The sequence below is a fragment of the Nocardia sp. NPDC050175 genome (assembly GCF_044459885.1).
Taxonomy (GTDB): domain Bacteria; phylum Actinomycetota; class Actinomycetes; order Mycobacteriales; family Mycobacteriaceae; genus Nocardia.
This window is the reverse complement of the sequence record NZ_JBITJI010000006.1, coordinates 616,742-639,377: the sequence shown is the minus strand read 5'-3', so window position 1 is coordinate 639,377 and position 22,636 is coordinate 616,742. Positions and strand designations below refer to the sequence as shown.

Genomic DNA, 22,636 nt, shown 5'->3' with positions numbered 1-22,636 from the left:
CGCACTCGCCATCTGCTTGACTCTCAATCAAGTGACTTTATTGGCAGTAAATCGCGTCGGGAGGCTGGTTTGCGGCAGTCTCGGCGCTTGCGGGGCTATCGAGGATCGGGCGTCGGTCGGACTCATCGGGTGGTGTGCCGGTGAGTATCGAGATGCCCGCCGGTCTGCAGTGGCTGAGCATATTCGCCGGTTCCAACTGGCCGAAGGGCGACGAGGACGCCATGTTCTCGCTCGACGGCTACTACCACACGGCGGCCGAGGATCTGGAAGCCCAGATCGGACAGTTGCGCGCGGCGTGCGACAAGGCACTGGCGAACTATTCCGGTCCGGCCTCGGATCAGATGAAGCGCCAGTTCGACCTGTTCTTCACCGGCGATACGTCGGTGGCGACCCAGGTGAAGGGGTTGCGACAGCTCGGGACCGCGGCCCACGAGATGGGTGTCTCGATCGAGCACGCCAAACTGCAGATCATCATCACGCTGGCATTGCTGGCCGCCGAGATCGCCTACCTGCTGACGACGTGGTTCGGGGCGGCGATGGTTCCCGTGGCCGAGGCGGAGGCCCAGATCGCCATCGCCGGATTCGGGCGGGCGCTGCTGGCTCGACTGTCGCAGCATGCCGCGTGGATGGCGAAGCTGCCGATGTGGAAGCTGGCCGGTATCAGCGGCCTGGTGCAGGGCGGCTTGGGCTTGTTGACCGAGGTCGCGATCGAGGGCATTCAGAAGGACAAGGGGCATATCAACAGCTTTGACCTGAAGCAGATTTTCGTCGCGGGTGCGACGGGCGCCGCGGGTGGCGCGGTGGGCGCTCCGGTCGGCAGCATCATCGGCAAGCGCTTCGGCAATTGGGTCGGGCAGGAATCGATGACGACGTTGAAGGCGACCGGCATCGCCTTCGTCTCGGGCGTCGGCGGTGGGCTGGCGGGTGTGGGTGCGGGCTTCGTGGCCGGTGGCGCGCTGACCGGGGAGTGGGATTTCGATCCGGTCATGCTCGCCGGCGGGGCGGCCGGCGGCGCGCTCGGCGCGATGCACGGCGCTGTCGGTCACCTGAACGCCGCGGCGCTGAACAAGACGCACGGCGCTGTCGGTGAACAGAAGCCGATCTCCCTCTACTCCAACGATGCGAAGTTTTCCGACGGCAGCTCCATCACTTCGGGATCGGACCGGAGTGACGGGGCCGGTGGGGGAGGCTCCGAGGCCACGAACAGCCGGGGCGCGGCGGATCGGCCGGGGTCCTCGGGTGTCGGTAGCATTTCGGCGAAGAGCCTGCTGCCGGGGCGCTCGGGCTCCGTCGACGGGCGCTACGGGGACGGATCCGCGTCCACTATCTCGGCGTCGTCGACGCCGAACGGCAATGGCGCGCACCAGTCGTCCAGTGCGCCGCCGCCGGTCACCCGAGGGGTCGAGGTCAAGCCGGAACCGGCGACCAGTTCGCCGGGGCCACAGGGTTCGCAGGCCACGGTCAACCACTCCGACGGGGTATCGCGGAATGGGGGTTCGGTTGGGCCGGATACACATTCGTCGGGCGGGTTGGTGTCCCGGCACCCGGGCGAGTTCACCCCGGCCGAATCGCACACCCGGCCTGCCGGTGAGTTCGACTCGCGCGGACCGGTGTCCAACGGCTCCGAGTCGCACGGGTCGACCCAGCACGAGCCGCCGGCCAGTCAGGCGGAGCCGCGGCGGTCGTCCAAGGCTTCATCGATCGATAGCGGGTCGGACTCACAGAGCCGGGGCCGGAGCACCGACGGGGTGTCGGGGAACGGCAGCCGGGTCGGCTCCGAAATCTCCACTCGGCCAAGCACACCGGAGGTGGAGCCGGTACGGGGCCGGTCGGGGGCGCCGATCACCTCGGCATCTGACGGCGGATCGCAGGCGCGGATCACCGCGGCATCCGACGGCGGATCGCAGGCGCGGATCACCGCGGCGCACAACGAGTCCGGCCCGGTCGGGCAGCGGCCGGTCGTCGCTAGGGAAGACCAGTCACCGGTCTCGTCGCGGGCGGTGTCTCCAGAGCGCGCCGTCGGCCCCGCGGCTGGGCCGCCGCGGCCGGAAAGCCCGGCCGGGCACAGCGGGTCCGGCTCGGAAGCCGGGTCGATCCACATGAACCGCAACTCGGGCGACGATGCCCGCGCGCATTCGGAAACCGTTGTGCCGGAACGCAAAAACGGTCTGAGCCATAGCGAACCAGATGACCAGATGATTCGTCGGCCGAGAGCGCACCTGTCCGAGAACAATGATGGTCAGGCGATTTCGGAGCAGCACCACAGCGGCCTCCAGCGCGACCACGATGGACAAGGCCAGGGGCGCACCGAGCCGCCCCCGCCTGTGCGACCGGCGGCCAAAGAGCCGATGAGCCCGCATGAGCTGAAGCTACGAGATCAGTTGCGGACCGAGGTCGCGGCCGGCGACCAGACTGCCATCGGTGCCAGGGAACGACTGAACGCCGCGGTGAAAGAACTCGACAACAGTAGTCGAGCACTCGAATCTGTTCGGGCAGAAAAGGATCGGGCCCCGGACGCCGTCGCGCACGCCGAATCGCGGCACGAGGCGGCGCGCACGGTGCACGATGCCGCGAAGGCCGAGCACGATGCGGCGGTCGAGCATGCGGTGCAGGAGCGCTACGAGGAGTTGAAGACCGATTCGGAGGCCAGGGTTTTTGCGGCCAACCAGGATCGGCTGTCCATGTTGAAGGCCACCGACGCGCAGATGGACATCGCTGTCAAGGATCTGCGTACTGACATCGCTGATCTGAAGCACCTCAGAAATCTGCACGAAATGGAGAAAGCGCAGCTCGAGGTTAGTCTGAATCATAGTCTCGACGAAAACATCAAAGCCTCAAAGGATAAGGTCGCCCAGGCGCGGGAAACGTTCGAGAACAGCAAGAAAGAGTACGAAGAGGCCCGGTCGGGCAACGAGCCGCGGGCGGAATACCTCAAGCAGCTCGATCGTGAAGTCAAGCAGAGTCGGAAGCATCTGCGGGATGAAATGATCGAGCACGAGGCGCTGCTGACCGCCGCCAAGGATCGTCGCGAGGAGCTGGCGGCGGCGCGCAACGACCGTGGCGAGCTGGCTTCGGATCGACGCCGCAGGTGGGTGTTCAACAGGAGAGTCGAGCAGCAATCCGCGGTCTGGGAGCGGGTATTGAGCCGACGCGAGTCCGATGCCACGGCGGAGTCGCGGGTGGCGGAGTTGGGCGAGAAACTCGCGGCGAAGGAAGCGGCGTACCCCGAGGCGGTCGCGAAGTTCAAGCGCGAGATGCATAAGGTGCTCGAGAAACGCTTCGCGGGGTTGGGGACGGCGAAGGTTGCGGATCGAGACGCCTACATGGCCGGGTTGGCGGATCAGCGGGAGGCGATGGCAGCAGCGTCGCGCAAGGCCCTCGAATCGGGCGACGCGGTGGTGAAGGCGGCGTTCGTGTACCGGGACGAGGTGTTGCGCCGGACCGGTGAGACCGATCCGGTGATCGGGCGGGGCGCGAACGACGCCGAGGTGGATGCGATGGTGCGCAACGGTTCTCGCGCGGAGCAGGTCGCGGCGATGGCGGAGTGGATGACCCGCCACGATCCGAATCCGGAGCAGCGCACGCCGCGCAAGACGCAGATGCTGGCGTACGTGCTGACCGAGTTCGGGCCCGCGGACATGAAGGGCGGGGAGGGCAAGACGCTGGTGATGGTGATGTCGGGGTATCGCGATGCGATGAAGCATGGCGCGGAGACGATTCTGACCAGCAGCGAACCGCTCGTGGTCGACATGATTAAGGAAGTACAGGGCTATCTGGGCACACACGAAGAACATCGTGCGGGCTTGAAGGATATGGGCGTGGATTTGGTGCAGCTGCGGGAGGACGAGCCGTTCCCGCAGTGGGCGTGGGATGCCAAGGAGTCGGGCCGCAACTTGTTGATTGTGGGGACCAAGGAAGCGGTGTTGTTCATGGGTTTGCATGAGGCGAACTCGATGATCGAGGAAATCGGGCGCGCGGGTGCGCCGAAAGAGGTCGTGGCGCAGGTGAAGGAGTGGTTGCGCACCGAGCCGCCTATTGATGACATAGCGGATCGGTTGAACGCGATGGCCGAGGAGCAGAAGATCGCGCGGCGGTTCAAGCCGCTGCCGGAGGCGAAGGTCAATCTCGACGAGATCGATACCGCCTTCGACGGGGAAGTACGGGCCAAGTTGTCCCCGGGTGCGGACGGGGACGCGCCGCCGGCCACTGTGACGCAGCTGAAGGATCTGTATGAGAAGTTCCAGCTCGCGATGCTGGATCACGGTTTGACCGACAAAGATTTCGCTAGGCCCGACAATACCCGCGGCCTGTGGCATGCGCGGATGACCGAGGACGCGATCGAGAAGCTGGCAGCGGTGACCGGTGATCGGGGTTCGGTGCTGGCTGAGGCGGAGCATTACACGAAATTCGCGAACGCGCGGTGGGGGCTGGGACGCGACACCGACTTCAATACCTCCCGCACACACGACAAGGTGATGCAGATGAATGCCTCGACCACCGACCGGTTGATGTGGGATTCGAAGAAATCCACCGAAGTGCGGTTGGAGGGATTGGGGCAACATCTCGACATCGTCCAGGGGGTGACGGTACGGGGTAGTCGCCCGGAGGATTCGATGACGATGACGTTGAAGCAGTGGATCGGCAGCCGCTACCTGCAGGATCCGACGGGTGTGTCGGGCACGGCGAAAGAAGTGGAAGGCGCCATGCACGAGAGTTGGGGTGGCTCTCATGACAAGCGCGGTGATTATTTCGGGGTGCCGGAAGTCGAGCGGTTCTACGACTCGAACTTGTTCCAAGAAAAACGGTCGCACTTCGAGAGTCGCGAGGCGAAGCTGGCGGGCATCGCGACCGATGCCGTCGATGTCGCGAAGATCTCGTTCACCGTGGAGGACGGCACGATTGTCGGTATCAAGCAAGAAGGCCAGCCCCAGTGGCGTATTCACCTCGACAACGCAGAGATCAGCGGCGCGAACGAGCGTCTGGTGGAGCGGGCGGTCGACAAGCCCGGCGGTGGGCGGATGGTCGAGGAGACCAGGATCGAGCTGAATCGCTGGCAGGACAAGGAATTGTCCGAACGCGGGGTCGTCGATTGGGTCGACGCGATCGTCGAACAGCGCATGCAGCACTACGCGACCGAGCACGGGTTAGCGATCAAGGAAGGGCTGAAACTCGAACACTCGGCGATCGATGCCCGCTGGTATGAGGGAAAAGGCGGCGGCGATGTTGCGGAGAACGCGGCAAATGCACTGATCAAGGAGTTCGGCAAGCCGGGCAGCATAATGTTCATCAACAAGTCCGGTGCGCGCGGGACGGACCCGAAACCGACCGCGGAGTCGAAGGCACTCGGCGGCGTATTGACCGGAGTCAGTGGCGGCCCGGCCTTTTCGCCGCGAGTGTTGTTGCAGGCGATCTGGCGCTCGGCCCGCGGCGGGTCGGGCGAAGATCAAAAGACCGGCGGCACACCCGGCTCGGCGAAGATATACACCTCCAACGAGGACTTCCGGACCACGATCGCGGACGCACAGGCCACCCGCGAGATCACTCAGTACCTGAAAGCGAAGGACGAACAAGAGCACGCTGCCAACGAGTACAACGCCGATCCCGCCGCGGCGAGCAAACAAGAAGCCCTCAACAAGGCCAATGAGCGAGTCGCCGAAGCCGTCCGGGTACTGGAAGAGGAGACAACGCCGAGACTGCAACAGCACGCGGAAGAACAACTGCTCGCCCCCCACCTCGGGCCCAAAGACCCAGCAACCGCACTGCGACATGCGATGGCAGACCAGTTGCAGTCGTCCGAGCATCCCGGGACCTACCGAGCAAACGCTCCTCCGGTGCTTGTTCCTGCCCCGGGCCAACTGCCCGCCACACCCCTGGCCCCGCCGGGAATGGACTTCACTACGCCGCCACCCGCGGTGCAAGTGCCGGAACAACAGGCCGCCACACCGGAGCCGGATCGTATCGAAGACTCCGTCGATGCTCCGGGCGACGCCGGTATTCACCACGATGCCGGCATTCACGGCGACACCACCACCGACACCGACACTCACACCGACACCACTCACACCGACACCACTGACAGCGACACCGACAGCGACGCTCACGGTGATACGGCTCGGAAGGTGCCGCCGGCCGAGGTGACGCCACCTCCGGCGCAGGACCTCACCGGGACTCGGAATGATGGCAACTCTGCGATAACCGCTCGACGTTCGCCACCGAATACCTCGCCGTTCGACGGCTCGGCAGATTCTTTGTCGCGCAACGGATCCAGTACGTTTGGGCGATCAGGAGTGTCCGGGCAATCGGTGCTTGAGCCGCCGGTTGGTAAGACCTATTTCGGTCCGGCGCTCGACCGGGTTTTCCATGCCGCCGACCCCTATTCGGCCGGGCACCTGGACGGCGGGCCGGTGCGAGGTTTCGGTCACGGGCACAGCCAGATTTCCGGCATGGATACAGCCTTTGGTCACATCCGCACACCACTCTCGCAACCACCGGGCCCGGCAACAGGCGACGGCAGCATCGGCTACCAACCTCCCCCTGACGTGCCGCCCACCCAGGGCCTCCGCGTCGGGGTGTCCGAAGCTGACGACTACGCACATCCGAGGAATGACTGCGGGCCGCTCGCGATAGCTCGACTCATCCATCGCACCGGTAACTCGGACATACGAGAAATCGATTCACCAGGGCTCGAAGGCGTCGCATTCGAACGGTTGGAGGATGCTCTCGGCGCGTCACTGCGACCATACGAGAACTACTCGCACATCAAGAGCGCACTGATCGATCTCGGGTCCGGCTCGACCGCACTCGTCGTCGACGAATATACAACTGTCGACGAGCACGGCATCGGCGCCCATGCCTACCTTATTACCTATGATAATGGAATCTTCTTCATCGAAGATCCGGGTTTGAACACCACTTACGAATTCCCGCCGCAGCCGCTGCGGGAAATCGCGAAGACCAGGGCTGTCCTCTACACCCCCAAGGGGATCTCATCCCACGCGCCACGATGGATACCGGTGCCGCGCAATGGAAATCAGATTTTCGAAGCGTTGTCCATACGGGAACCCGGCACTACCGTGAATGAAATACGGGCCGGGCTGGCCAGCCGGATGCAACAGGACCTCGATAACGTCGCCATGGATTTATTGACCCCACAGATAATTCAGCTTCATATCGCTGAAGATATCCGGCGTAAAAAGATCGATGCCGAATACTTGTCAGGGAAAATGCCGGATACCAACTGGACTGCGGAAACAACCCGCCGCGAGCAGGTCGATCGCCAGATCCGGGAATTGCGGCGAGACGGCATGCAGCAGGTGATCGACGCCCTGCGCGGCTCGAGCTTGGATTTCGATAGGGTTATTCCTCTGATACTGCCGATCGCCGCCCGAGCCCTCGCGCTCAACCTGATCGTGTTGCGTGCTGATCGCTCCCGCGTGATGTACCAAAAGGGCGCAGCAGGAAATCCGTACCTGCTATGGTATATGAGCTCTGAAAGTCCTCCTGGCGTGCACGTCGCGACTACCGCTGACGGCACCACCTACCAGCTCGATGCACAGCACTTGAATGCACGCGAAGCATTCGCTCCTCACCCCGTTCCGGTCACTCCGACCCAGGCCGGCGATCACGTGCAAGCGCTCGGCCGGATTGGTAATGATGGTGTTCGGATATTCGATAGTGATCTCGAAGGACTGCGCTTCGGCGAGGCAAGGCTGAATCGCTGGCACGAACTCACTCCGCAGCAGCAGCATGCCGTATGGTTTTATGACAAGATCGCACTCGCAAATGACTACTTACGATCCGGCGCTTCGCGAGTTCAAAGTATTTTCGAACAGACTGAGCGCAATGCGGTGGCGCAGCGGCTACTTTCCGAACTGACCCGACCTGAAAAGCCGTCTCTGCAGTCCTTGGAGCCATTCTACGTGGGTGGTGAAGCGGCCCTACGTCAGCGTGTTACGAACCCGGCCCAGGTGCCGGTTGTCTGGCGACTGCTCTGCACGCTCTTCGAGCATCAGCAGCCGAATCACCTGCTGCTCAAATTTGCGGGGAGCGAGTCCGAACAAGAGCGCATCTCCGGCTTTTTTGCGCAGTTCCTTGGTATGCCAACCCACATCGACTCCGTCGCTCGCCTGGTCGAGCTGATAGATCAGGCCAACCGTCGGCCGGTACCGATCAGCGAACCACTGCACCTGGTTCGAGGACTGATGGATATCGGATTTATGCTCGACATGGACGGTAACCCGCTGGGAAATCGAGATCCGGCACGACTAGTGGGCACTGTGCATACCGATCCTGGCTACCTGTCGACCGCTGTCGGTCGTGACCTGGTAAAAATGCCGGACGGTCGCGTGTTCAAATACCGGCTCAACCTCATCCTGCCGGTGGGTGGCCACGGTCTGTGGATCGGCCTGCGTAGTGGTGTGCCCAACGCCAACGAACTCAACTTGCCACGCAATACGCAATACCGCATTACTTCTGTCTACCAGTCGGACAATCTGGTCGTTCTCGACGCCGAAATTCTGCCGCCGCGTGGCTATCCGGCCGACCGCGGACTTCGCGTTGGCCTCGCGTCACAGCCGGACGGTACGGACCGGTTGCTGCCGCTGACCGAACCGATTCGCCTCGTGCGCTCACTCACAGACATCGATTTCCTGAACACCCTGGATGGCGGCACGTTGAACGGACGGCCGGATCTCGACCTGCTGTTGAACGCCGCCCAACTGGAAGTCGACTTCCTGTCCACCGGAACGTCGGCGGCCGACCGGTCCCAGTCCGGTCTCCTGAGTGTCCGTCCCGATCTGTCGTCCGATACTCGTGGCATCCAGGTTCTCGGCAATGTCCGGATCGGCGCGAACAACCGGAACGACGCCTTCGCCGATAGGAACGAGCCGGGAGTAGGTCCCGACAGCCCCGTCGGCCACAACCCGGTCGCCGTGCCGACGCGCGATCGGGACCAGAGCCGCGCACGCTCCATCACCCCGTTCGAACCCGAAGACGGGGAAACCGACTTCGGCACTCTGTTCGAGCAGTTCAACCACGAACCACCGCCGCCGCCGGTTTTGGACGAGAGCCAGCGCTTGGACAACCCGGCTCTCACCCCCGAGCAGAAATCGAACCTGCTGCCCACGACCCCCGTCGTGATCACGGCGGGACACCTCACCCTCCCCGACGGCGGCGATGCCATCACCTTGGTGAACCACCGCGGCGAGATCGATCGGCTACCAACCACCGGCCGCGCAAACGCATACCTGATCACACCACCGAACGGCCGGCCCGAATACCACCTGGCCGGCCCCGACGGAAACCCTGACCCCACCCGCCCCCCGATCCTGGCGGTGCTGCTCCACGATTTCACGTTCCAGCCCGGCACAGATCGGTCCGCCGGCACGCTGACCTGGAAGGACAAATCGCCTGAGTTCCGCATTCGCGACACGAACGGCAGCGAGAGTGGTGTCATCCAGGTGCCGTACGGGTACCAAATGGTCGCCGAACCCAAACCTGGGCCGACACGGACGATTCGATTCGCCGAAAGTCCGAACTGGTTCAACGTAGAGGTTCCTTACTACGTCCTGCCTGTAGTTCCGGTATTGGTGGCACGGCATAAGGATAAATTGTACGGCCCGGGCGGCGAGCCGAAACTCGAAGACGTTCGCCAAGGCAATCTCGGCGATTGCAACCTGCTCGCCGCTCTCCGGGTGATGACTGAACCGCACTTATCGTGGTTGCTCAAACGCATCCTGCACGACAACGGAGACGGCTCCCTCTGGGTCCTGCTGCGCCGTCGCAATGAAACCAACACCGGGTGGGTCACCAAGTGGGAGCGAGTGGAAAAGAGCGTCCACCGGGTACCGGGCACCCAGAGCGGGCATTACGCCGCCCACGAACCGGGACAACCCCTGTGGCCCGCCATGATCGAGAAGGCCTTGGCACAAATCCTCCCCAACGGCTACCACACCCTCGCGACCACGGGCCGGCTCGATATCTTCACCCATCTCATTCCGGAGTTCTACCTCCCTCCTGGCGCCGCGCTGCCGCAACCCTCCCGCGTCGTCCAGGACGCCACCTTCATGCACCCGGTCCATCTCAACTTCGACACCCTGCACGGCCTGGTCGGCGGCGACCCCGAATTCTCCCGCCAGCTCATCGACACCTTCCACGACCTACGGCAGCAGAGCGAGACTCAACGGGCCGACCGATCGCGTGCCATAAATGCCGCCCATCCCGACGATCCGGCAGCCCGTCAGGACGCGATCGACCGGTACTGGCGGGACGAGGATCTCGTCGCATCACCTCGCGTCTTCCGCCGAGCTCTCGACCAGAAGTTCGACTCACGGTGGACAGCCGAGAAGGACGCCGTGACAGCGTATCTGCATGCGGTGTTCGACGGTCCGTTCAAGCAACGGCTGCTCCCGTTCGAGACCCACCCCGAATACCGCGCTGTGGCCGAAGCAATCGCCGATCGGATCGACTCGGCCCTGCGCCGCGGCATCGTCACTCTCGGCACCGGCAATTTCGGGCACGGCCTCGAGAACCATACCGCTGTACCAGGTCTCATCGGCAGCCACGCCTACGGCGTCCACCGCGTCCTCCGCAACGCCGAGGGCCGCCCGATCGCGCTGCTGCTGCGGAATCCGAACCGCCGGGACCCTTTCCCCCGCCCGCTGAAAGGTATCGAGCAGCGCCTCGAGCCCAACGGCTGGGGATACGGCATCGAGCCCGACGCCACTCTGGAACTGAAGCAGCAGAACCCGGACAAGACCATCACCACCTACACCATCGACCCCCAAGGCACCCAAACCCGCACGGATCCGGACGGGGTAACTTTCACCATCGTCCGGAACGCTTCCGACATCGTCCAAGACGGAACCTGGGAGTTTTCACATCCGAACGGCTCACGGGACATGTACCGCCAGAACGGCCTCCGACGCTGGCAGACAACTACCGGTGAGCAATTCATCACCCTGGGCGACGGCAGAAAATTGCGGGAAGATCCGGTCACCAAGACCTGGCTGCCCGACATCCGTGCGGACCGACCGTACCTGGCCGTTCCCAGCCGCATTACTGTCTTGGTGGGCCTGGAATACCTCCCCCTGTTCGGCATCGTAGCAATAGGCGGCCCCGCCGCCCACGAAATCTACGGACCAGAAGATCCCATCCCCACGAACTCCGGAACCACACCCATACCGGACGCGGCCAACGCACAACTGGCCGACGCTGTGGTGATGCCCGACGCTCCCACCGCCGGAGCCGAGATCCTCGCGGGCAAAGGAATCGGCGCACCACCAACCCATGACATGCCGATGCCCGACGTTCCCCAGGGGGAGGATGACTCAATGGAGGGTGTGGTGTCGTTCGGGGATATTTCGTCGAGTGGTGTGCGGTCTGTCGATAATTTGGATTCGTTGCGTGCTGAGCTCGCGCTGGATATATCCCTTGCGGATATGGGGGGTGGGGAGCTGCAGACTTTTCCGGTTGGCAGTGTGATCGGTATCCGTTCCGCGGAGTCGATAACGGAGCTTGTTGTTACGGGCGATCGTGAGTTCACTGCGTATTCTGTTGTCAATAACCGTCCCGTTGCGGGTGTCGGTGATGTCGCCCTGTTCGATGCTGCTGGTGTTCTAGGATTCTTGAGGTCACGGTTTGATTCCGGGGCTGGTGTTACCTCGATTACCTCGATTACGGTGTGGCGTGGTTCGGGTCGGTTGGATGGGCGTGGTCAGGATTATAATCTTATTACCGCGTTGGATTCGGCTGAGGCTTGGCATGGCTGGGGGAAGTCGAAAGGTTTGCCTGATTTTCGCGGAGGTAGTGAAGTTTCGTTGTTCGATAGTAATGGTGGGGTTTTGCGGTTGCTGGTCACCGACGATGGTGGCGTGTTCCCGCAGTATTATGTCAGTGCTGAGTCCAAGGATAGTTTGGACGGGTTTGTTTTCGCGGGCGAGGCTGCTCGGCGGTTGATTGTCGATCACATATCGCGGCCTGACCGTGTGATCACGGGGGTGTCGGTGGACCGTCCGGTTCCGGGTTTCCGGGATGAGGATCACGCCCAGAGCGAGGGTTCGGGGCGTGCTGCCGCCGCAGATGACTCGCCGTGGTTCAATCGATTGACCCCTGATCAGAAAAAAGCGTTTTCCTATCAACTCGCCGGCTATAGTGATCAGCAGGCGGCATTTGCTCTGGAGATGGGATATTCGGCTCACCAGGCTCATATTGCCAGCGCATATGTTCGGCTCAGGATCAACGACGGCTCTCGGTCGGAAAAGCTTTCCGCTGCGTTGGGGAAGGTTGGTACGGAACGGGCATTTATAAAATTCAACGAGGAGGTGCCGCATCCGTCGAAATATTTAGCAGAAATGGATGAGAAGGTTCTTCCGTATGCGATCAAGGGATATTTGGGCCAGCAGATCGCCGAAGCTGTGGGTATCGATCTGGCTACGGTCGGCTCTAGCCTCGGACGGTTGAGGGCAGTGTTCGATATTGGAGTTGGAGCCAAGGATCCGACTTTTGTCTCGGCGTTGAAGAAGTGCGCGGTGGCGCGGGGAGCGCTGACCAATGTTGATCTGCGGGCGATGCAGGCATTGGAGCCGCCATTGCCGTTGACAAGCCTGGACCGCGAGATCCTTCTGGCTTACCAGGAGAACCCTGGCGCCTCTCAGCGTGCAATATCACGCTTGGTGGGCAAGTCTCAGCCGACGATAGCCCGTCGACTGCGCGGTATCGCCGGCCGCTACGGAATGGGATTCAATGTAAGTGGAAAGATCAGCAACGAAGAGATAGAGCAGATTTTGGTCGCGGCTCAGGGGGACTTGGCGGAGAGTGGGTCGGGCAGGCGAGGGCGTGGTGACGGTAGTGTCGCGTTTGCTGGCACTACTGGGGAGGGTTCGTATGGTTTGAGTGCTGACTCTGACGGCAGCGCCGCACACGCCCGCCCCACCCAGATCGGCGCCAGCGAACACGACAACAACTGCGGCCCAGCCCTACTCACCCATCTCGACACCCACGCCCCCGACTCCGCTCGCATCGACCACGACCGCCTTCCCCGCGGCCCTGCCGGTGTCACCCACCTCGACATCGAACAAGCACTACCCCCCGGCGCCCGCTTCCACACCGTCCTCGACCACGACGTCATCGCCGCCACCCTCCGCCGAGAAGGCCCTGCCACCCGTGCACTGGTCGGCATCAACTACCCCGACGACTACATCGAAACCAACGAACACGGCATCGGTGCCCACGCCTTCCTCATCACCAACAACCACAAACTCCGCGACAACCTCACCACCCACGACCTGACCGTCACCGACCCCGCGAACCACACCACCCACCCCTACCCACCGCGCATCACACAAACCGTCACCAGAATCGACGTCATCTATCTCGATGACACCAACCAGCCCGTCCCACCACCCACCGAACACCACACCCTCACCCCACACACACCACGTCGCATCGGACTCAACGACAACAACCGCGGCGTGAATGCTTCGCTGTTCGACGGCCCGGAAGATTATCTGCTGCCCGCCCTGTTCGACGAGCCGAACCAAGTGACCCCGATGTTCGAGCCAGGGGAGGGTGACACCTATTTCGGAGCGCTGCGCGAGACGATCGAAGCCGGGGAGGTCACGTTCCTGGGCGGTCTGAGTCCGGCGCTGCAGAATTTCGGTTCCCGGCGCGAAGGCCTCCAGAACTTGGTGCACATGCTGCCGGTTCCCCGTGACCAGATGGAGATGCTGCGGGAGCACGTCATCAGAATGGTCGAGGAGCACTTCGGCCCGGACCCGGCATTCGCGGCAGCCGTCATGCCGGCGCTGGAGACGGCTGTCAAGAAATTCTCTCAACTGCTGAGCGAGTCGGGAGAGCCGGTGAGTGCGCCGCACCTGGGCAATCCTTATCCGGCGTTCCTACGTCTTTCGCCTCGCGTCGTGCGCCGGTCGGACGATCAGATGGCGCCGGTCAGTGATGGTCCTCCGGTGGGTAATCAGAGATATGATTCCGGTTCGACCGAACACGGTAATAAGCACAGCACATCCACCCTGCGCTCCGGCGCGTATTCCTACGCTCATGGTTGGCCGGTCCGTCTCGGTGTGCTCCGGCGGGTGGGGCTGACCGGGCAGCTGGCCGCCGTTTACAACCAGTTGTCCACCAACATGACCGTCGATACGACGCTGCAGGTCATTGCGAAGCTGCGCAGTCTGGGGTCGTCCGAGCTCTACGACCTGCTCGGGGAGTGGCAGATCCGCCTCGGTCACGGGTGGCACGACGTGTTCCGGGTGCGGACAGACGACTGGGCGACGGTCCTCACCGCGCCGCTGCAAGCCCAATTCCCGCTGTACATGACCAGGAGTGGTGAGCTGCCTGCGATCGATCCGGGTGATGCCGCCACGATTCCTGCGCCGATCGAACGGCTGCAGCGCGAATTTCCGCTGTACGGTGTCCTCGGCATTCCACACATCGATCAGCTCCGCGCTGATACGTTCGCCTCGTTCGGGTCCTATTTCAGCGATCTGGACACCGATTCCCGTGAAGTGCTGTTGAAGTTCTTCGAAGAGGAACAATTCTGTGACAATTTCTCGAAGATGTGGGGTGATTCGGCCCCGCATACCGACGCCCAGGACCCTGGTTTCGGGTTGTCCTCACCGATCCTGCGGACAAACTCCGGTGAACCGGGGTATCTGCATATCGTCGTCGAGGCGAATGGTGGTACGGAGATCGCCGGCCCGACCGCGAAGCAGAGCCGACTCGAATCCTATGTGGTGCGGCAGGTGGGCCTGCACGGTAGTTCGACGATCACCGAGATGCTCGGTGCCTCCCTGGCGTTGACGCTCGAATTCGGCGCCGACGTGATCGCCGATGACACCGGCCACGCCCCCCCGGGCGGTCGAATCACCTTCCGGGGCGGGGCATCTCGCGAGTTCAGTCACGGCCTGAGCCACCAGAACGACGCCCAGAAGCAGCATTCGCTGCGTCTTGCGGGAAATGATTTCCACAACGTGATGACCATGTTTACCTTCCACGTCACACTGGTTCGTTCGTTCGGTCCTCCGGTCGCGCCCGCTATCCGAACTCCGTTGCACGGGGGGAACGACTATTCGGTTCAAATGTTGGTGCCGTCGCTGCAAGACCTCGGTCACGCTCCCACCAAGGCTTTGTACCCGCCATCGAATGTCGTGCATTTGCGGCAGTACGGCATGAACACGACACCGCTGGGCGTCGACGGCGCTGCGGGGTTGATCGCGCAGGCCAGGGAGGAACTCGCCGACCGCGGCTTCATCCCGTCCGAACACAACACCGCGGGCCTGCTGAGTTGGCTCACCCACAATGCCACTGTCGAACAGCAGCTCGAGAATCGCCGCAAGTTCGACGACATGTTCGGCCCGACAGGCCTGAAATCAGCTCAGCCGGGGGCGATCGAAGGCGGTGTCATCGAATGGTTCACGCTGAAGACCCCGACCGGGGTCCGGCGCTTCGGGATCGAGTTCGTCACCGAACGGCACTATCCCTCGGATCACCCGTACGATGGCGCTTCCCACGACTGGACCTACGACGAGGCCCAGACATATAACGTCACCAGTTCCGCGTTGTCGGGCGGCGAGGAATTCTCAGCGGCGTCGCCGTGGGAGAATTACCATGGCGGCTTCAACGTCGCGGCACTGACTCCGATCGTGAACGTCACCGGCGTTTATGACCATTCGCGCAAGAACAAGCGGATCCGGGGGGCCGGCTCGGGTTTCGGCGAGCAGAAGTTCACCCTCAGCTCGCCTGGTCTCGAAGTCGTCACCCTGTCCGCTATCCACAAGGTGCGGTTCATCGAACGAGGCCACCCCGACGAGACGATCACGGCACCGGACGGCAGCGTTCGCGTGGCCATCCCCACCGACGACATGCTGACCGAACGGCCCGCCGCCGCGCCACGCCCGCCGGCCACGATCCGCGAACTCACCGCAGCCGACACCCGGCGGCTCGCGCTGCCAACCCGCGGCCGCACCCTTGAAGACGGGGTCCTGCGAGTTCCCGACGGCGCCGTTGTGCAGCATTTCATCGTCAGTAAGGAACTCCGGAAGGCCGCCACCAGCGCCGTCAGCGATCTTCGCAACTACTACCTGAACTACGTGCGGACGGCCTCCGCTGCCGCCCTCAGCGATCTCCGCGACCGTTTCCAGCAGACCGACGGGCCTGCCCAGACGATGCCGGGCGCCTACCTTGCCGATCCGATCGATGAGCAACTACCGCCGGAGCCGTTGGTGGGAGCGGAGATCGAGGTTCTCAACTCTGTGCCGGAGGACGTCGTGGAGCAGCAGCCTCGGCCTGCACAACCCCAGGAACACGAGCAGCAGCCGGAGCCGGGCGATACCCCCACGCAGCAGGAGCAGCACGATATTGCCCGGGACACCCGGACCGAACCTTCGATGCCGGGCGCGTTTCCGGCCGATCACCTCGAGATCGAAGCGGAACCTGCTCCACAGGTGAACTGGCCGGCGGTGGGACAGGCTCTGCTCGGCAAGGCGGAGTGGGTCGTGGATCAGGCCACCGGTGTCGGACAGTGGGTCTGGCGACATGCCTTCGGCGAGCCCGCCACGGATCCCTGGTCGAAGGTCGCCGAGGCCGTCCATGCCGCCTTCGCGCCGGAGCAGATGATGGGTAATGCGCTGCCGATCTTGCAGGACAGCCTCACCGGCGAGGGCCTCTTTTCTGACGGTGTCCTGGCCGGAACCAGTTACCGGTGGAGAGTGCGGGTTATTGTGACCGAACCCAGGTATCTGGGGCGGCACAAGAAAAACCTGGAGCACTGGGCCAGGCGCGAGAGCAAATTCCAGCGCTCGCAAGCCCGCCAACGTGGCCACCGCTTCGGCGTCACCCCGGCCGGCCGGCCGGGCGAATCCGCCGACGGCAGTTGGGTGCCTGCCGGCAGCTATCAGTACGGCTGGACGGACGAAGACCACATCACAGCCTCTGATAGCACTTACTCGAGCAGGGTTCGCAACTCCAACGAACTTGTGCACCTGTTCGGTGGCAAATTAACGGTGGTCCTCGAGGTCGAGTCAGGTACGCGTAATCCCCTCGTCAATATGCTTCCTGGCGGGCCTCGCACCGTTACTCGCGCCTTCGATGTACCCGATGGGGTGGAGTTCTTCCTCGACAACCACGACTTGCAGGACATCCCCGAACTGGCCGCGATTGTTCATGAGAACAGCGACTACCGGATCCCTCCGGCCCCGGAACCCGACCGGACCCTGCCCCTCAGCTTCCTGGAGACCGGCGGCCATCTCGGTTACGGCGCCGTCGTCAAGGCCACCATCAGGCCCGAAGATGAGACCGCCGGCAGCCGCGATGTCCTCGAAGACCTCGTGATGAAGCTCGTGACGCAACTGGCCCCGGGCGCCGGCCAGATCAATTCGAGCAATTACCTCCCATTCCTCCGGTCCGTGATGAACACGCTCGGCACCACCTTCGGCCTGCGCACCTTCGCCTACGATGGGCCCGACAGCCGCATCACCTTCGGCTTCATCAGCCGCGATTGGCCTTATTCGGCCATCTCATCCTTGGTGACGTTCACATTCAGCGCTCGCCCCGATCCGAATGTCGACCTCAGCACCGTGCTCGGCAGAGAGGTCACCCACCCCTCCGCCCTGGACACCATGCTCGGCTCCACCGGCGCCGACAGCAGCGCCCTGCCCATCACGGGTGCCACCGGAATCGGCAAGAAGCGGGTCACGAGCCACCAGGTAACCTTCAATCCCAGCCTGAACAACGAGGTGAAGACCTCATTCAGCTTCACCGGCGAGCAACAAGCCATCCAGAGCAACGAGCGAACCGCGGACACCGGTGTCGCGTCGTGGACGCAGAGTAGCGGGCGCCTTAGACAATTCCCCGTCCGGTACCAGCTACTTGTCGAGGTCAGCCGGCGTCTGCTGACCGCGGACCTGAAGAAGACCCTGCTGTCCGCGGGTGCCGATATCGAAGCATTCTTCGGGCGGGAGAACGGGATTTTCGCGCTGAACGAGGCCGAACTCCCGCCGCCGGCCAATACCGTCCGCGGCTCGGTGGGGCTCGATACGCTGCTCTGGTTCCACACCTCCGAAACCGGAAACGGTGCACTCACGCCGCGCATCCCGCCCAGTATCTACAGTTCCGATCCCACCGTGCCCCGCCAGGCCGCCCCACCGGGCACCATCGCCATCGATATGGAGATCCCCGCCGAGCTGCGTGCCCTGGTCTCCACCGCGCCCTGGATGCCGACCAACGAGATTTCGCTCAATTACTTCTCGGGTGCACGGCAAATCGCCGACGCGCTCCGGCAAGTCGACCCGTCCCTGCGCCGCACGGATCCCACTCGAAGCGTGGGCCGGCAAACCTATTCCTCGGTGGGCGTATTCAATCTGCTGAAGCAGTTGGCCGCCACGAATCAGCTCACCCAACTCGGGCCCGCGGCGACCGAGGCTTTTCTCGGCACCTCGGGCCTGAGCGATCAGGTACCGCGCCCCCAGGAGCACGCCGACGGCGAGTCGGTCACCGGCACCTTCGTGAAGTTCACTATTTATGCGCCGCAGATCGACTCGACCAGCCGAGATATCGCCGTCCACCATAAGAGAACCCGGAAGACGGGCGAAAAGAGCACGGCCGGACACGGATTCGGCTTCCGTCCGACCGTCGGCCTCACCAACGCCTTCACGGCGGACTCCACCAACCAGGGCAACCCGTCCAATGTGCCGATGGGCGGCTACCTCGACATTGTGGAGCAGGTCAGCGATACGGTCCGGCAGGACGACGATCTGCTCCGCCAGGGTACGACCGCCGAGACGGCCACCGGTGACGGGCGGGACAGCCACTTGTTCGTCGGCGTCGGAGTCGCCGAAATCGTCGGCAGGAGAGGCAGACTCTGGGTTCCCGGCATTGTCCGCGGGTACACCACCGCCCTGCTGGACGCGCACGCTCCGCGCGCGCAGATCGGCCCGCCCCGGCCGCCGACACTGCCCGCACCAGCGGTGCTGGCCGGAACACGGCGCCGGCCCACCTACGGAATGGGTCGGATGGGCTCCGTTGTGGCACCGCCGCGTACGAGGCAGTCGGTCAGCGCGGACGGTTCGAGCGCGAAACCTGCTGCGGCAGTGCCGGTTCAAGCCTTGCCGCCCTCGGACAACACCACGGTCCCGCTGCAAGGGGACGGCGCACTCGACACTCAGCCGGATGCCGAGGCGGTACAACAACATTCGGAGCCCGTACCTGGAGCCGATCCGACGGGCACTACCGATTCGCCGGACCTCAGTACCGATCCGGCCGGACCCGAAACTGTCGTCCCCGCCCCGGAATCCGAGCATCAGCTGACACAGATCACCGAGGTCGACACCCACTCCGGAACCCAACATGATGGTGCGCTGGACAACTCGGCGGAACCGGGCGCTGTCGACCAGGTCGACGAGTCCGACAACCTCGCGCGGGTGGAGGAATGGCGACGAAACACGCTAGAGGCCGAGCTGCTGGGCGAGATATCCCACAACGAGACGGCACACCAGCGCGATCCAGGGGACGCACCCCGAGCCCCGCCTGCGGGCACCGTCCGCCACTCTCCTGTGGGCGCCGTCGAGTTCACCGACATCGCCTGGTCCGCACCGCTGCCCGAACAGGACCCGGAACGGCACGATCTATTCGCGCCCCTCCCCTCGACAAGGCTGCCCGCCCGGCCTGCACCGGCGATGCTGGCCGGAAACTGGAAAGCCCAGCAGCGGCGGAACGGGCAGACCCCGGTGGAGCCTTGGGCCGATGCGGACGGGTCGACCACCAAACCTGCTGCGGCAGCACCGATCCGCGCTTTGCCACTGTTGGCGGGTGCTCCGGCTGGCTCGCAGGTTTCCAGTGCACTCCGGCCGGACTCCGAAGCAGAACAGTCGGATTCGGAGTTCCCATTCGCACCGGCCGACCCCGAAGCCGAGCACTGGGACCCATTCACGACGTCACGGACCGATGACGCGGACGATTTCCGGCCCGTACCCCGCTCCGGCGACGCACTCCTGGAGGAGGAGCCGGGCGATGTCGACCGCGCGACGGAGTCCGACAACCTCGCTCGGGTCGAGGAATGGCAACGCGGCATGCTCGATGTCCTGGCGGCGGCGGAGGAGCGGCTCGGCGAGGCATCGCGCGACGACGCGGTCCACGAGCCCGATCTGGACCAGCCTCGTGCCCCACCCACCGATATCGTCCGATCTTCCTCTCCCACAGGCACTGTCGAGTCGACCGGCACCGTTCGGCACGCGCCGCTGCCTGAACCGGAATCCACCGGAACCGAGCATCGTGAACCGTCCGCGTCGCCGCGGACATCGATCGAGGACGCGGACCTCGGCTGGCGTCAGCGCGAGGTCGAGCAGCTCACCGACTTCGTCGGCCCGCTCGATCGCGGGGAGACTCGGGGCCCTGCCTCGTTGTCGGACCGATTCTCGTCACCACCACGCTCTGACGACGGATCGGTGTACAGCGATCCGGACCGGACCCACGACACACCGCTGCTCGACACCGAGCAAGCCATCCCGGCGATCCCGTTCCGGCTGGCGGACATACGGTCCGCACTGTGGAGCGACGACGATTCGGTGGCCGATAGCCACGATCAGGAACCACTGCAGCACACCGAAACAACGCCGGATGATTCCGCAGCGCCCAGGGACGAGCGGACTTCCGGAACCGATGAGCTGAACCAGCGCGACCCCGTACCCGTGGCATCCGACGACCAGATCAGCGGCGCGCCGCACACGGGCGACGATCTCGCAACGCTCCCTCAACCTCGCGACGGTACAACAACATCCACGACCGAGCAGCGGGACCTCTCGGGCACCGACAGCAGCACGCCCATCCGTACCAGCGACACTCCGCTCGAGCAACCCGCACGGCGACAGCGCACGCGGGACCGCCTACGGGGCTTCATATCTCGCATCAGCGGCGACCGTGCCACCGCCAACACGACGACATCGCCCGAGGCACCGCACACATCGTCAGCCGCTCCACGCCGCGGTATCCGTGCTGCCCTGCAGCGGATCCTGCCCGAAACAGTCGGCAGCACAACCCTTCCCACAGCACGCCGAGCCGCAGTCCCTGCCCACGGCGACGGCACCACCACCCACTCACCTGCCACCACGCGCAGCCTCGAGCCCACCGACGAATGCCTCCCCGACACACTCACCGACATCCAGCACGACACCAACAGCACCGCGATCCGTCCGCACTACCGGTCGAGGGCGCTGTTCGGCCGCTCCGGCCGACTGCCCGGCCGCTCACGGCGCGAAGCCGAGAAGGCCGCCGGCGCCAAACTCCGCGGCTACGCCGACGAACACCAAATCGCCAAGGAACTGCAAATCCTCGGCCCCGGAGCACAGGCCCTGGTCGTCAGTGAGCACGCTGCCCCCACCGCGAACCGCATCGGCGCGCACGCCTATCGGATGGTCAACGACCGCGGCGTCATCGTCATCCGAGACGCCACTGACCCGACCCGCAGATTCCCCGGGGACACCCGAGCGAAGAGTTTCCACGCCGTCCTCTACACCCCAACCGGCAAACCAACCCGCCCACTTCGCCTGCCCGACAACGGGATCCCGAAATTCCCCAGAGACATCCGCATCGGCGCACCTGACGACAGCGGTTTCACACAGCAGCGAGGATTCTCGTCCGCGCACCAGAATCCGCCCGGTGCGTCCGCTCGATCGGCCAAGCGCCGGCGGGTTGCCGATGTGCGCGGGCAGGTGGCCGGGTCTTCGACTGCTGCGCCGGGGGGCCGCGACCAGCTCTCTCATGCGGGCCGATACTCCGAGCCCGCGGTCGATGCTGCTGAACCAGAACCTATCGACAGGCGGATGCAAGTCTGGTTGTATGCCGCTGCCGGCTACAGCGCTTCACGAACAGTCCGGGCTCTCCACGAACTGGGTGACGAGGTGGCAGATAAAACGGTATCTGGCCGTCTCGGAAAGATGTTTTCGGACCTCGAGGTGAGTGGTGGGATTGCCGGTGCTTTGGCGAGGGCTGGTGAGCTCGGGCTGCCGAATCGTGAGCAGGCTCTGACGCAGGTGCTACATCCGTGGCGGTATTTGACGGAAGCGGAGAAGGATGTTCTGCCCTACGCGATGAATGGCTACAATCCCGATGCAATCGCAGCGGCACTCAACAAAAATCTGGAAGCGGACACCCACACAATTACTCAGGGAGAGAGAAACAAGATACGGAGGACTGTTGATGAGTTGTACCGGGTGTTCGGTGTCGTTCAGACGAAGGATCGGAAGGTTGACGCCGGGGCATTGAAGGACGCCGTGGAGGGCATTCCGGAGTTGGCCGGTCAATTGCAGCGAGTGGCGTCGAATCCCACGACCCTGGCCCTGACTGACATTCGGAAGGAAATCTGGACGTATACTGTCGCCGGTTACGATCTTCCACGAATCGAACGAGCCCTCACTGTGTCAGGCTATCCGAGAGCTGGACCTACGTTATATAAACACCTCAGGAAAATCTATGAGCAACTGGGGGTGTCTGATTTTGATGCTGCGGTGGAGCGGGCGGGTGAGCTCGGGTTTCCGGGGCGGGAGCAGGCTTTGGAGTTTGTGCCGCATCCATCGAAGTATGTGACGGAGGATGAGGAGCGGGTTCTTTCCCGGATCAAGGAGGGTCGTGA

1 protein-coding gene is annotated in these 22,636 nt (G+C 63.7%); it reads left to right on the top strand.

What is annotated here, in order from left to right; all coding sequences use genetic code 11:
- Nucleotides 1–140: 140 nt before the first annotated feature.
- The coding region (locus tag ACIBK2_RS23770; RefSeq protein ID WP_396969862.1) for a winged helix-turn-helix transcriptional regulator at nucleotides 141–22,636 on the top strand (22,496 nt) is incomplete at its 3' end.